Genomic DNA, 12,577 nt, shown 5'->3' on the forward strand with positions numbered 1-12,577 from the left:
ACCCCAGGGCCAGGATTGCCCCTAAAGCGCCCTCCGCCCTCCCCTCACTCCGCGCAGGCCATGCCCTGCGCGAGCAACGGCTGCAGCGCCACCACACCACCCACGATCACCAAGGCTGGCGCCTGGACCGCCTGGCTGGCGGCCACACCGGGCAGCGACGCCAGGGTGCCCGTGAGGCAGCGCTGCCCGGGCAGCGTTGCGCGTTCCACAATGGCCGCTGGTGTGTCGGCCGGCATCCCATGCGCCATGAGCTGGGCGCAGATCGTCGGCAGGGTGGCGACGCCCATGTAGAACACCACGGTCTGGCGTGCACGCGCCAGCAGCGGCCAGTCCAGCGCCGTGTCGTTGTCGCCGCGCAGGTGGCCCGTGGCCAGTACCAGGGTGCCGGCATGGTCGCGGTGCGTGAGCGGGATGCCCGCACTGGCGCCCGCCCCCTGCGCTGCCGTGATACCGGGCACCACCTCGAACGGGATGCCTGCCTGCGCCAGGCCCAGCGCTTCCTCTCCACCGCGCCCGAACACGTAGCAGTCGCCCCCCTTCAGGCGCACCAGCGGCCTGCCACTGAGCGCCAGCCGGCACATCAGGTCGATGATGGCCTCCTGCGGCAGCGTGTGGCGGGAGGACTCCTTGCCCACGTAGATGCGTTCGGCGGTGGCAGGCACCAGGTCCAGCACCTGCTCACCCACCAGGTGGTCGTACAGCACCAGGCTGGCCTCGCGGAGCACGCGCGCAGCCTTGACCGTCAGCAGGTCAGGGTCGCCCGGGCCCGCGCCCACCAGGGTCACGCGCCCTGTGGGCACCGGGGCACCGGTGGCCGAGCCACGCACCGGCTCCAGCCATTGGGGGTTGTCCATGAAGCTCATCGTGTGGCCTTCGGGTTGTCTGTGGGGTGATGCATTGTTCTGACACACAGGCCCGCGCGTCCTTGAACCAGTTCAAGGACAGCGCACACCGCCCGCAGGACGATACGCAGGCCCGCACCAGACGAAGGACAGCCGTTGGCCGGGCCGCAGAGCGCAGCCGCGCCTTGCCGAAAACCAATCGCTGCTCCATGACGCAGAGGACCGATGATGAAAGCAATCAAAACCGTCCAGCACCTTGCACTGGCTGCCGCCGCCATGGCCGTGGCCACCTCGGTGATGGCACAGGCAGGCAAGGGAGTCTCGCAACCCGAAATGAACTACCAGGCTGGCGGGTCCCCTTTGGTGAATGAGCCCATGCACCAGAGCACCAACCCCAAGGCGCCGCCCATGACAGCGGCCGAGTTCGAGAAAGCGCGCCAGACCTACTTCGAGCGCTGCGCGGGCTGCCATGGCGTGCTACGCAAGGGTGCAACGGGCAAACCACTGACACCCGACATCACGACCGCCAAGGGCACGGACTACCTCAAGGTGTTCATCTCCTATGGTTCCCCCGCCGGCATGCCCAACTGGCTGACCTCCGGCGAGATGAACGAGCAGGAAGTGGACCTGATGGCGCGCTACATCCAGCACGAGCCACCAACACCACCAGAATTCGGCATGGCCGACATGAAGAAGACCTGGAAGGTGATCGTTGAGCCCAAGGACCGCCCCAAGAAGAAGCTCAACAACTACAACATCGAGAACATCTTCTCGACCACGCTGCGCGACACCGGCGAGGTGGCGCTGATCGACGGCGACACCAAGAAGATCATCAACATCGTCAAGACCGGCTACGCGGTGCACATCTCGCGCACCTCGGCTTCGGGCCGCTACCTGTTCGTGATCGGCCGCGATGCCAAGATCAACATGATCGACCTGTGGATGGAAAAGCCCGACAACGTCGCCGAAGTGCGCGTGGGGCTGGAAGCCCGCTCGGTGGATACCTCCAAGTTCAAGGGCTACGAAGACAAGCTGGCGATTGCCGGCAGCTACTGGCCGCCCCAGTACACCATCATGAACGGCGACACGCTGGAACCGATGAAGATCGTCAGCACCCGCGGCATGGTGGTGGGCACGCAGGAATACCACCCCGAGCCCCGCGTGGCCTCCATCGTGGCGTCGCACTTCAAGCCCGAGTTCGTGGTCAACGTGAAGGAAACTGGCAAGACGCTGATGGTGGACTATTCCAACATCGATGCGCTCAAGGTCACCGAAATCGGCTCGGCCCCGTTCCTGCACGACGGCGGCTGGGATTCGAGCAAGCGCTACTTCATGGTCGCTGCCAACAACAGCAACAAGATCGCTGCCATTGACGCCAAGGAGGGCAAGCTGGCCGCCATCACCGAAGTGGGCAAGATCCCCCACCCCGGCCGTGGCGCCAACCTGCTGCATCCCAAGTTCGGCCCCGTCTGGGCCACCGGCCACCTGGGCGACGACACCATCTCGCTGATCGGCACCGACCCCAAGAAGCACAAGCAGTACGCCTTCAAGGAAGTGGCAAAGCTCACGGGCCCTGGCGGTGGCGCGCTCTTCATCAAGAGCCACCCCAAGAGCACGCACCTGTACTCCGACGCGCCGCTGAACCCCGATCCCAAGATCTCGCAGTCCATCGTGGTGTACGACATCAAGAACCTGGACAAGGGCTTTGTGACCCTTCCCGTTGCAGAGTGGGCCGGACTGAAGGATGACGGCGCCAAGCGCGTGGTGCAGCCCGAGTTCAACAAGGCGGGCGACGAGGTGTGGTTCTCGGTGTGGAGCGCCAAGAACAAGGAAAGCGCTCTGGTGATCGTGGACGACAAGACGCTCAAGCTCAAGGCCGTGATCAAGGACCCGCGCCTCATCACGCCCACGGGCCACTTCAACGTCTACAACACCCAGCACGACGTGTACTGACCCGTACGACAGGAGCACACACACCATGAAGAACCACCGCATTGCATGGCCCCTGGCCGTGGCGGCGGCCCTGGCGCTGGCCAGTGGCGCCGCCAGCGCAGCCGGACCGGAAGAAGCCTTGAACAAGGCGGGCTGCATGGCCTGCCACTCCAAGGACAAGAAGCTTGTCGGCCCTTCGTTCAAGGACATCGCGGCCAAGTACAAAGGCAAGGACGTGATCGCCCAGCTGAGCGACAAGGTGCGCAAGGGCGGCTCGGGGGTCTTCGGCCCCATTCCGATGTCACCCAACGGGCCAGACAAGATCGATGACGCCGACCTCAAGGCCGCGATCGAGTTCATCCTGAAGTCCTGAGCCGCTGCGCGAGCCTTCCATGCCTGCCTTCACCCGCCCCGCCATGCTGCTGATTTGCGCCCTGGCTTGTGCCGGGGCGGCAGCGCAGGTGCCGGGCACGCCAGAGCGCCAGCGCGAGCTGGTGCGCATGGTGCGGCAGGACTGCGGCTCGTGCCACGGCATGCACCTCACCGGCGGGCTTGGCCCGCCCCTTACCCCTGCGGCCCTGGTGGACAAGCCTGTCGAATCCATGGCCGCGACCATTTTTCACGGCCGCCCCGGCACCCCCATGCCGCCGTGGCGCGCCTTTGTTACCGAGGCAGAAGCGCTGTGGATCGCCGGGCAACTGCTCGGCGGCTTCCCCCAGTCGCCGCCATCCAAGCCATGAAGAACGCCCTCCACGCTCCCCATTTCGCGCGGTCGCAGCCCTCCGACACGGCAGGCTTTTCATCCTGGGGGGGCCTGGCGATGCAGCGGCGCTCGCTGCTGGGTGGCCTTGCCGCCCTGCCCCTGTTAGCAGTCAGTGGCTGCGCAACCCCCCTGGCCCCTGCCCTGCCGCTGATGGGCACGGGCGATCTCGGGGTCGTCATCGAGCGCGCCACAGGCGCCGTCCTCATCGTCAACACCAGCCAGCGTGCCGTGCTCACCCGCGTGACCGGGCTGGGCGACCTGTCGCACGCCTCGGTGGTGTTCTCGCGCGATGGCCGCAACGCCTATGTGTTCGGCCGCGATGGCGCGCTCACGCGCATCGACCTGCTCACCCAGCGCGTCACCGCCCGCGAGCAGCAGGCGGGCAACTCCATCGGCGGCGCCATCAGCGCCGACGGCACGCTGGTGGCCGCACAGAACTACACGCCCGGCGGCGTCAAGGTGTTTGACGCCGAACGGCTCACACTGCTGGCCGATATCCCCGCCCTCACTGCCGACGGCCAGCGTTCGCGCGTGGTGGGCCTGGCCGACCTGCCAGGGCGGCGCTTCATCTACAGCCTGTTCGATGCCAACGCCATCTGCATCGCGGACTGCACCCAGCCCACACAGCCGCGCGTGACCCGCATCGACGGCATCGGCCGCCAGCCCTATGACGCGCTGGTCACCCCCGATGGCCGGCACTACATCGCCGGCCTGTTTGGCGAAGACGGCCTGGCCCTGGTGGACACCTGGGCCGACGCGCCCGTGGCACGCCGCATCCTCGCCGGCTACGGCCGGGGGCAGGAGCCCCTGCCGGTGTTCAAGATGCCCCACCTGCGCGGCTGGGCCGTGGCCGGGCGCCACGCCTACCTGCCCGCCATCGGCCGCCACGAGGTGCTGGTGGTGGACACCACCACCTGGGCCGAGGTGGGCCGCATCCCCGTGGCGGGCCAGCCTGTGTTTGTGATGGCGCGACCCGACGGACGCCAGGTGTGGGTGAACTTCGCCGTGCCCGACTACCACCGCGTGCAGGTCATCGACACCGTGGCCCAGCGCGTGGCCGCCACGCTGCAGCCCGGCAAGGCCGTGATGCACATGGAATTCACGCCGCGCGGTGAATCTGTGTGGATCAGCTGCCGCGACGATGACAAGGTGCAGGTGCTGGACACCACCACGCTGGCCACGCAGGCATCGCTGGTCGCGCAGGCGCCCAGCGGTATCTTCTTCACGGCACGCGCCCAGCGCATGGGTTTCTAGCATGTGCGCGCACACCAGCGACCTGCCGTTGCTCAACGCGTGGCAACGCGATTTCCCGCTCTGCCCGGCACCCTTCGATGTGCTGGGGCGCGCCCTGGGCCGCCCCGCCAACGCGGTCATTGCGCATTGCCAGCGCCTGAAGGACGCGGGGGTTCTGGGCCGCATCGGAGCCGTTTTCGCGCCAGGTGCAGGCGGCGCGGGCCTGCTTGCTGCCATGGCCGTTCCCCCTGCGCGGCTGGACGAGGTGGCCGCCCTGGTGTCCAGCCACCCGGGCGTCAGCCACAACTACGAGCGCGAAAACCCGCTCAACCTGTGGTTTGTCGCCACTGCCACAGACGCACTCGCCCTGGACCAGATGCTCTGCTGCATTGAGCAGGACACGGGGCTTGACGTGCTGCGGCTGCCCATGGTGCGGCCTTACCGCATCGACCTGGGCTTCGACCTCAACGCCACCACCGCCGCTGCCGGGGGCACCACGCACACGGCCTCCATACCCATCCCCGCCCACGAATCAGGACTGGCGGCATTGGCCGAGCAGGGCCTGCCGTTCATCGCTCGGCCCTACGACGCCTGGGCAGAACATTTGGGATGGAGCCCCGCCACCGTGCTGGAGACCCTGCACCGCTGGCTGGAGCAAGGCACCCTGAGCCGTTTCGGCATGGTGGTACGCCACCATGAGGTGGGCTACACCGCCAACGCCATGACCGTATTCGATGTAGCGCAGGACCAGGTGGACGCCTGCGGCAAGCTGCTGGCACAGCAGCCCGGCATCACCCTGGCCTACCAGCGCGCGCGCTCGCAGCACTGGCCCTACAACCTGTATTGCATGGTGCACGGGCAGGAGCGCGCCGAGGTGCTGGCGCTGATACAGCAGGCAGCGCAGCAGGCCGGCATTGCACACCTGCGCCGCGAAACCCTGTTCTCCTTGCGGAGGTTCACCCAGCGCAGCCCGCGTCGGTTTGCCGCCCTCCAGGAGGCCCTCCATGCTTAGGCCAGACCAGCTGCTCCTTGTGGACTACCTGCACGGCGGCTTTCCCGTGGTGGACCGCCCCTTCGCGGCCGTGGGCGCGGCCCTGGGCTGGAGCGAAGACCATGTCATCGAATGCCTGCGCCAGTTGCTGGCCAGCGGCGTGCTCACGCGCTTTGGCCCGCTGTTCCAGATCGAGCGCGCCGGCGGGCAGTTCATGCTGGCGGCGCTGGCCGTGCCCGAGGAACGCTTTGACGAAGTCACGGCGCTGGTGAACGCCCTGCCCGAGGTGGCCCACAACTACCGGCGTGACCACCCATCGCTCAACATGTGGTTCGTGCTGGCCGGAGAGTCTGCAGCCGCCGTGGCCGACGCGGCCCGCCGCATCGAGCAGGCAACCGGCCTGCCGGTGTTCCAGTTCCCCAAGGAGCACGAATACCGCGTCGAGCTGCGCCTGCCCCTCATTCCCCCGGAAGGAGCCCGCCATGGCGCTTGATGCCTTCGACCGCGCCCTGATCGCCGCCGTGCAGGGTGGCTTGCCGCTGGTGGCCCGCCCCTACGAGGCGGTGGGGGCCATGCTGGGCGTGAGCGGCGAACAGGTGCGCGAGCGCCTTGCGTCCATGCTGGACGAAGGCCTGGTGCGCCGCATTGGCGCCGTGCCCAACCACTACCGCCTGGGCTTCACCGCCAATGGCATGAGCGTGTGGGATGTGGACGACCACCAGGTGGATGCGCTGGCCGCCCAGATCGCCCAGCTCAATGGCGTGAGCCACTGCTACCGCCGCACCCGCCATCTGCCCGACTGGCCCTACAACCTGTTCGCCATGCTCCATGGCCGCACACGCGACGAGGTCGAGCGGCAGGCCGATGTGGTGGCTGCGCTGCTGGGCCCTGCCTGCCGGGCACGCGACATCCTCTATTCCACGGCCATCCTCAAGAAGACAGGACTGCGCCTGAAAGGTACCCACGATGTTCAGGATTAGCCAATACATGCGCGAGCTGGCCGCCGCCGAGGCGACCGGCACCTATCCCGAAATACGCGAACGCAAGGCCACCGGCCCCAAGGGCCCGGTGGTGATCTGGAACCTGATCCGCCGTTGCAACCTCACCTGCAAGCACTGCTACGCGCTGTCAGCCGACCACGACTACGCGGGCGAACTCTCGCGCGACGAGGTGTTCGGCGTGATGGACGACCTGCGCGCCTATGGTGTGCCGGTGCTCATCCTCTCGGGTGGCGAACCGCTGATGCGCCCGGACTTGTTCGACATTGCCGCCCGCGCGCGGGACCTGGGCTTCTACACCGGCCTGTCCACTAACGGCACATTGATCGACGCGCCCATGGCCGACCGCATAGCCGCCATGGGCTTTGACTATGTGGGCATCAGCCTGGATGGGCTGCGCGACACCCACGACCGCTTCCGGCGCATGCAGGGCGCATTCGACCTGAGCCTGAACGCGCTGAAGCTGCTGCGCGAACGGGGTGTGAAGGTGGGCATGCGCTTCACCATGACCGCGATGAACGCACACGACCTGCCCGCGCTGCTGGCGTTGATGCGTGCAGAGCAGATCGACAAGTTCTACTTCTCGCACCTGAACTACGCCGGGCGCGGCAACATCCACCGGGGCAAGGACGCGCAGTTCCAGGCCACGCGCGATGCGCTCACGCAGCTGTTCGACCGGGCCTGGCAGGCGGCGCAAACGGGCCTGGCCGAGGAATACGTGACCGGCAACAACGACGCTGACGGCCCCTTCCTGCTGCAGTGGGTGCAGGCTCGGTTGCCGCGCTGGGCGCCGCAGCTGGAGCAGCGCCTGGCCGCCTGGGGCGGCAACGCTAGCGGCCTGAACGTGGCCAACATCGACAACCTGGGCCATGTGCACCCCGACACCATGTGGTGGCACCACACGCTGGGCGACGTGCGCGAGCGCCCGTTCTCCGCCATCTGGAGCGACACCTCCGACCCGCTGATGGCCGGCCTCAAGCAGCAGCCGCGCCCCGTGCAGGGCCGCTGTGCGCAGTGCCGCTACCTCGCGCTGTGTGGCGGCAACACGCGCGTGCGCGCCCAGCAGCTCACCGGCAACGCCTGGGCCGAAGACCCCGGCTGCTACCTCGAAGACAGCGAAATCGGTCTGCAACAGCCCCAGGGCACCGCAGCCCATGGCCAGCGCCAGCGCGTCACCATCCCCATCCGGGAGCAGCTCCATGCGTGAGACCCCCACTCCCCGCTGGCGTGCGCACTTGGCCGATGCGGCCCGTGCAGCCCTCGTGGCCGGTCTGTGCTGGATGGGCTATGACCTCGCCACGGCCCAGGACATCCCGGCCGCAACCCTCTATGGCACCCATTGCGCCAGTTGCCACGGCGCGCAACGCACCGGCGGCATGGGCCCCGCCCTGCTGCCCGAAAGCCTCAGCCGCCTGCCCGCGGCCGACGCGCTGCAGGTCATTACCCAAGGCCGCACAGCCACACAAATGCCCGCCTTTGGTAGCACGCTGTCGGCCGCCGAGGTCCGGGCCCTGGCGGCCTTCATCCGCACACCGGTGGTGCCAGCGCCGCGCTGGGCGGAGAGCGACATCCGTGCCTCGCGTGAATTCCACCCCGCCCCGGCCAACGAACCCGCCGCGCCACTGTGGCAGGCGGACCCCATGAACCTGTTTGTGGTGGTGGAAGGCGGCGACCACCATGTGAGCCTGGTCGACGGCGACCGCTTCGAGGTCATCACCCGCTTCGCCAGCCGCTATGCGCTGCACGGCGGGCCCAAGTTTTCGCCCGATGGGCGGTATGTGTACTTCGGCTCGCGCGATGGCTGGATCACCAAATACGACCTGTGGCGCCTTGCCGTGGTGGCCGAGGTGCGCGCGGGGCTGAACATGCGCAACGTGGCTGTGAGTGCCGACGGCCGCTGGGTCATGGCCGCCAACTACCTGCCGCACACGCTGGCCCTGTTCGACAGCGACCTGCAACTGGTGCGCACCTACAACGCAGGCACGCTCGACGGCAAGGCCAGCTCGCGCGTGTCGGCGGTGTACGACGCCGCGCCGCGCCACAGCTTCGTGGTGGCACTGAAGGACATCCCCGAAATCTGGGAGATCTCCTACGACCCCCAGGCCGCGCCCATCCACGACGGCCTGGTGCATGACTACAAGATGGGCGAGGCGATTGCCACGCCCGGCTACCTGGGTGTGCGGCGCACGCCGCTCGACGAGCCGCTGGACGACTTCTTCTTCGACCAGAGCTACCGCAACGTGCTGGGTGCGACGCGACCCAAGGACGCTGCGGCCACCGGCGCTGGCACCGGCAACGGCGCGGCCACTGCCCAGGTGGTGAATCTGGACGTGCGCCGCAAGATCGCCGACCTGCCGATTGCGGGCATGCCGCACCTGGGCTCGGGTATCACATTCGCGTGGAACGGGACCACGGTGCTGGCCTCCCCCAACCTCCAGGGCGGCGCCATCGATGTGATCGACATGCGCACGTGGAAGCCGGTGGCCACCATCCCCACCCCTGGCCCTGGCTTCTTCATGCGCAGCCACGAGAAGACGCGTTACGCCTGGACCGATTCGATGATGAGCCGTTCCGCCAAGGACACCATGACCCTCATCGACAAGGCCACGCTGCAACCCGTGGCCACCGTGCGCGAGCCGGGCAAGACCCTGGCGCACATCGAGTTCACCAAGGACGGCAAGTACGCCCTGGCCAGCGTGTGGGAGATGGACGGCGCGCTCATCGTGTATGACGCCACGACCTTGAAAGAGGTTAAGCGCCTGCCTATGAGCAAGCCCGTGGGCAAATACAACGTGTGGAACAAGATTACGCGCTCGGAAGGCACCTCGCATTGACCGGCATGGCTGCACCGAGTGATTCCCTGGGAGCCCTCTCCAAACCTGAGCCCGCGCCAGCGCAGCGCCTGCCAGGCGACCTGGTGGTGTGGCTGCTGGTGCTGGCCGAACTGCTCACGTTCGGCATCCTGTTTGCGTCCTTTGCGGTGACGCGGGTGCGCGAACGCGCGCTGTTTGCCGCCGGGCAGGCCACACTCGACCTGTCCAGCGGCGCCATCAACACGGTGCTGCTGGTGTCGGCCAGCTGGTGCGTGGCCCGCAGCGTGCATGCCGTGCGGGCCGGCCAGTCCGGCCCCGGCGCACGCTGGCTGCTGGGTGCACTGACCGGCGGCTGCGGCTTTCTGGTGCTCAAGACGCTGGAGTACGTGCACAAGTGGAATGAAGGCATCGACGTGGCCGAAAACAGCTTCTACCTGCTGTACGTGATGCTCACAGGCTTTCACTTTCTGCACGCAGCCGTGGGTTGCATCATCTTTGCAGTGCTGTGGGGGCCCACACGGCGCGGCGCCTATGGCCCTGGCAATTGCCATGCGCTGGAGACCGGCGCGGTGTTCTGGCACATGGTGGACCTGCTGTGGATGCTGCTTTTCCCTTTGGTTTACGTGTTGCGGTGAAGACCATGAAACGCCCGGACCGCATCGACTGGATCTGGCTGGCCCTGCTGGCCGCCACGGCCACCACCTGGTGGCTGGGCGAACACCCGGGTGTCACCCCCGGCACCCCACTGGCCTTTGTGGTGCTGGCTCTGGCCGCAGGCAAGGGCGTGTTCATCGTGCTCGACTACATGGAGCTGCGCCACGCACCCGCCCTGTGGCGGCGGCTGCTGCTGGGCTGGCTGGTGCTGACCACGCTTATTCTTCTGGTGGCCACGGCCTGGCCGCGCTAGGCACAACCATTTTGCTATTTATTTGATAGCTTTAAGTGCATATTTAATAAGCACTAGCGTCGCATTTCATTCAGAAACCTCTTACAGAACGTTTCCCCAGGCAAAGGCGCTTTCCTTGAACCCGTTCAAGGAAAAAAGCCGACCATTTTGGGAGGATAAGGCCCTCAAGTTCGAAGGAGGGCTTACGAATGAGCCAGTCACACAGCGGTTTCACCAAGCAGATGGCCCGCAATATGTTCTACGGGGGCACGGTGTTTTTTGCCCTGCTGTTCGCCGCCATCGTGTTCGATAGCGAGCGCCGCATTCCCGAGCGGTCCAACGCCCAGGCCATCACCCCGGCCGTGGTGGCGGGCAAGAAGATCTGGGAGACGCGCAACTGCATCGGCTGCCACACCCTGCTGGGCGAAGGCGCGTACTTCGCGCCCGAGCTGGGCAATGTCTACAAGCGCCGGGGCGGCGACTTCATCAAGGTGTGGATCAAGGCGCAACCCACCGGCGTGGCCCACCGCCGCCAGATGCCGCAGTTCAACCTGACCGACCAGCAGCTTGACGACCTGGTCGAGTTCCTCAAGTGGACGGGCGAGATCAACAACGAAAACTGGCCACCCAACATCGAAGGTTGAGAGAGGGAACAACACCATGCATATCTCCACACTCAAATACCAGAGCCAATCGGTCTCGAAGCTCTACTTCATCGCAGCCATGGCGCTGTTCGCCGGGCAGATCATCTTTGGCATCACGCTCGGCCTGCAGTACGTGGTGGGCGACCTGTTCTTCCCCTACATCCCGTTCAACGTGGCGCGGATGGTGCACACCAACCTGCTGATCGTGTGGCTGCTGTTCGGCTTCATGGGCGCGGCCTACTACATGGTGCCCGAGGAGGCCGAGACCGAGCTGCATTCGCCACTGCTGGCCAAGGTGCTGTTCTGGATCTTCCTGGTGGCAGGTGCGCTCACCATCGTGGGCTACCTGACCGTGCCCTACGCCAAGCTGGCGGAGCTGACCGGCAACGACCTGCTGCAGACCATGGGCCGCGAGTTCCTGGAGCAGCCCCTGCCGACCAAGGTGGGCATCGTGATCGTGGCCCTGGGCTTTCTCTACAACATCAGCATGACGGTGCTCAAGGGTCGCAAGACCGCCATCAGCCTCGTGCTGCTGATGGGCCTGTGGGGCCTGGCGCTGATGTTCCTGTTCAGCTTCGTGAACCCGCACAACCTGGTGCGCGACAAGATGTACTGGTGGTTCGTGGTGCACCTGTGGGTGGAAGGCGTGTGGGAGCTGATCCTGGGCGCACTGCTGGCCTACGTGCTGGTCAAGACCACGGGCGTGGACCGTGAGGTCATCGACAAGTGGCTGTACGTGATCATTGCCTTTGCGCTGATGACCGGCATCCTGGGCACGGGCCACCACTTCTACTTCATCGGCCTGCCAGGCTACTGGCACTGGATCGGCAGCATCTTCAGTGCGCTGGAACCCATCCCCTTCTTCATGATGACGGTGTTTGCCTTCAACATGGTGCAGCGCCGCCGCCGCGAGCATCCCAACCAGGCTGCCGTGCTGTGGGCCGTGGGCACCGCCGTGCTGGGCTTTTTGGGCGCAGGCCTGTGGGGCTTCATCCACACGCTCTCGGCCGTGAACTACTACACCCACGGCTCGCAAATCACTGCAGCGCACGGGCACCTGGCCTTCTACGGCGCCTATGTGCTGGTGGTCATCACACTCATCAGCTACGCCATGCCCACGCTGCGTGGCCGCATCGCCAACAGCAAGAAGGCCCAGGCTGCCGAGATGTGGAGCTTCTGGATCATGACCATCGGCATGGCCACCATGGTGCTGGCCCTCACGGGCGCGGGCATCCTGCAGGTCTGGCTGCAACGCATGCCCCTGACCAACGCCATGGGCTTCATGGCCACGCAAGACCAGCTCACCATTTTTTACTGGGTGCGTATCGCTGGCGGCGTGATCTTCCTGCTGGGCCAGTTCCTGTTCTTCGCGAGCTTCTTCATCGGCGGTGACCCGGTGACCGAAGACGCAGGTGGCAAGGGCGCCAAGAGCGGCGTGCTGCCTGCCCGGTCGCTGAACCCCGCCTGACCCCACA

The 12,577-nt window shown here is 66.4% G+C and carries 14 protein-coding genes; 13 read left to right on the plus strand and 1 reads right to left on the minus strand.

Annotated elements, in window-relative coordinates; genetic code table 11:
* Positions 1–44: 44 nt before the first annotated feature.
* Positions 45–863, minus strand: coding sequence for a uroporphyrinogen-III C-methyltransferase (gene cobA / locus C8C99_RS10955; protein WP_108625765.1), 819 nt, complete (start codon positions 861–863; stop codon positions 45–47).
* 204 nt (positions 864–1,067) lie between these two features.
* Here cobA and C8C99_RS10960 point away from each other — a divergent pair, with 204 nt between their 5' ends.
* From C8C99_RS10960 to C8C99_RS11020, 13 genes are all read left to right on the plus strand, one after another.
* Entirely contained in the window at positions 1,068–2,795 is a 1,728-nt protein-coding gene (locus tag C8C99_RS10960; RefSeq protein WP_369818021.1) for a cytochrome D1 domain-containing protein, read from the plus strand.
* A gap of 25 nt (positions 2,796–2,820) precedes the next feature.
* A complete protein-coding gene (locus C8C99_RS10965; protein ID WP_056638595.1) occupies positions 2,821–3,147 on the plus strand; it encodes a c-type cytochrome in 327 nt (108 codons plus the stop codon).
* Between the two features lie 19 nt (positions 3,148–3,166).
* Positions 3,167–3,514 (plus strand): cytochrome c, encoded by a 348-nt coding sequence (locus C8C99_RS10970; RefSeq protein WP_108625766.1) that lies wholly within the window; start codon positions 3,167–3,169, stop codon positions 3,512–3,514.
* A gap of 80 nt (positions 3,515–3,594) precedes the next feature.
* On the plus strand, positions 3,595–4,791 hold the full coding sequence (locus C8C99_RS10975) for a cytochrome D1 domain-containing protein (RefSeq protein ID WP_056638794.1): 1,197 nt from the start codon (positions 3,595–3,597) through the stop codon (positions 4,789–4,791).
* A gap of 1 nt (position 4,792) precedes the next feature.
* Positions 4,793–5,782 carry an Lrp/AsnC family transcriptional regulator gene (locus tag C8C99_RS10980; RefSeq protein WP_056638592.1) on the plus strand — a complete coding sequence of 330 codons (990 nt, stop codon included), beginning with the start codon at positions 4,793–4,795 and terminating at the stop codon, positions 5,780–5,782.
* On the plus strand, positions 5,775–6,254 hold the full coding sequence (locus C8C99_RS10985; protein ID WP_108625767.1) for an Lrp/AsnC family transcriptional regulator: 480 nt from the start codon (positions 5,775–5,777) through the stop codon (positions 6,252–6,254). The genes C8C99_RS10980 and C8C99_RS10985 overlap by 8 nt, the downstream gene beginning before the upstream one ends.
* Entirely contained in the window at positions 6,244–6,741 is a 498-nt protein-coding gene (locus C8C99_RS10990; RefSeq protein ID WP_056638584.1) for an AsnC family transcriptional regulator, read from the plus strand. The genes C8C99_RS10985 and C8C99_RS10990 overlap by 11 nt, the downstream gene beginning before the upstream one ends.
* Positions 6,728–7,966 carry a heme d1 biosynthesis radical SAM protein NirJ gene (nirJ, locus tag C8C99_RS10995; protein ID WP_108625768.1) on the plus strand — a complete coding sequence of 413 codons (1,239 nt, stop codon included), beginning with the start codon at positions 6,728–6,730 and terminating at the stop codon, positions 7,964–7,966. Before C8C99_RS10990 ends, nirJ begins: the two co-directional genes overlap by 14 nt.
* Positions 7,967–8,039: 73 nt before the next feature.
* Complete coding sequence (locus C8C99_RS11000) at positions 8,040–9,593, plus strand: nitrite reductase (RefSeq protein ID WP_233247365.1); 1,554 nt, start codon at positions 8,040–8,042, stop codon at positions 9,591–9,593.
* Between the two features lie 5 nt (positions 9,594–9,598).
* A complete protein-coding gene (locus tag C8C99_RS11005; RefSeq protein WP_108627123.1) occupies positions 9,599–10,207 on the plus strand; it encodes a cytochrome c oxidase subunit 3 family protein in 609 nt (202 codons plus the stop codon).
* Positions 10,208–10,212: 5 nt separating this feature from the next.
* Entirely contained in the window at positions 10,213–10,479 is a 267-nt protein-coding gene (locus C8C99_RS11010; protein WP_056638573.1) for a cytochrome C oxidase subunit IV family protein, read from the plus strand.
* A 188-nt stretch (positions 10,480–10,667) separates the two neighbouring features.
* Complete coding sequence (locus C8C99_RS11015; RefSeq protein ID WP_108625770.1) at positions 10,668–11,102, plus strand: cytochrome c; 435 nt, start codon at positions 10,668–10,670, stop codon at positions 11,100–11,102.
* Between the two features lie 16 nt (positions 11,103–11,118).
* A complete protein-coding gene (locus tag C8C99_RS11020; protein ID WP_056638568.1) occupies positions 11,119–12,570 on the plus strand; it encodes a cbb3-type cytochrome c oxidase subunit I in 1,452 nt (483 codons plus the stop codon).
* Positions 12,571–12,577: the final 7 nt, after the last annotated feature.

It is taken from the genome of Acidovorax sp. 107, from assembly GCF_003058055.1.
Classification (GTDB): domain Bacteria; phylum Pseudomonadota; class Gammaproteobacteria; order Burkholderiales; family Burkholderiaceae_C; genus Acidovorax.

Coding starts and splice junctions, on each gene's coding strand:
- C8C99_RS10980 (WP_056638592.1), top strand. CDS start 4,793: ATGTGCGCGCACACCAGCGACCTGCCGTTGCTCAACGCGTGGCAACGC.
- C8C99_RS11010 (WP_056638573.1), top strand. CDS start 10,213: ATGAAACGCCCGGACCGCATCGACTGGATCTGGCTGGCCCTGCTGGCC.
- nirJ (WP_108625768.1), top strand. CDS start 6,728: ATGTTCAGGATTAGCCAATACATGCGCGAGCTGGCCGCCGCCGAGGCG.
- C8C99_RS11000 (WP_233247365.1), top strand. CDS start 8,040: ATGGGCTATGACCTCGCCACGGCCCAGGACATCCCGGCCGCAACCCTC.
- C8C99_RS11005 (WP_108627123.1), top strand. CDS start 9,599: ATGGCTGCACCGAGTGATTCCCTGGGAGCCCTCTCCAAACCTGAGCCC.
- C8C99_RS11015 (WP_108625770.1), top strand. CDS start 10,668: ATGAGCCAGTCACACAGCGGTTTCACCAAGCAGATGGCCCGCAATATG.
- C8C99_RS11020 (WP_056638568.1), top strand. CDS start 11,119: ATGCATATCTCCACACTCAAATACCAGAGCCAATCGGTCTCGAAGCTC.
- C8C99_RS10970 (WP_108625766.1), top strand. CDS start 3,167: ATGCCTGCCTTCACCCGCCCCGCCATGCTGCTGATTTGCGCCCTGGCT.
- C8C99_RS10990 (WP_056638584.1), top strand. CDS start 6,244: ATGGCGCTTGATGCCTTCGACCGCGCCCTGATCGCCGCCGTGCAGGGT.
- cobA (WP_108625765.1), bottom strand. CDS start 863: ATGAGCTTCATGGACAACCCCCAATGGCTGGAGCCGGTGCGTGGCTCG.
- C8C99_RS10975 (WP_056638794.1), top strand. CDS start 3,595: ATGCAGCGGCGCTCGCTGCTGGGTGGCCTTGCCGCCCTGCCCCTGTTA.
- C8C99_RS10960 (WP_369818021.1), top strand. CDS start 1,068: ATGATGAAAGCAATCAAAACCGTCCAGCACCTTGCACTGGCTGCCGCC.
- C8C99_RS10965 (WP_056638595.1), top strand. CDS start 2,821: ATGAAGAACCACCGCATTGCATGGCCCCTGGCCGTGGCGGCGGCCCTG.
- C8C99_RS10985 (WP_108625767.1), top strand. CDS start 5,775: ATGCTTAGGCCAGACCAGCTGCTCCTTGTGGACTACCTGCACGGCGGC.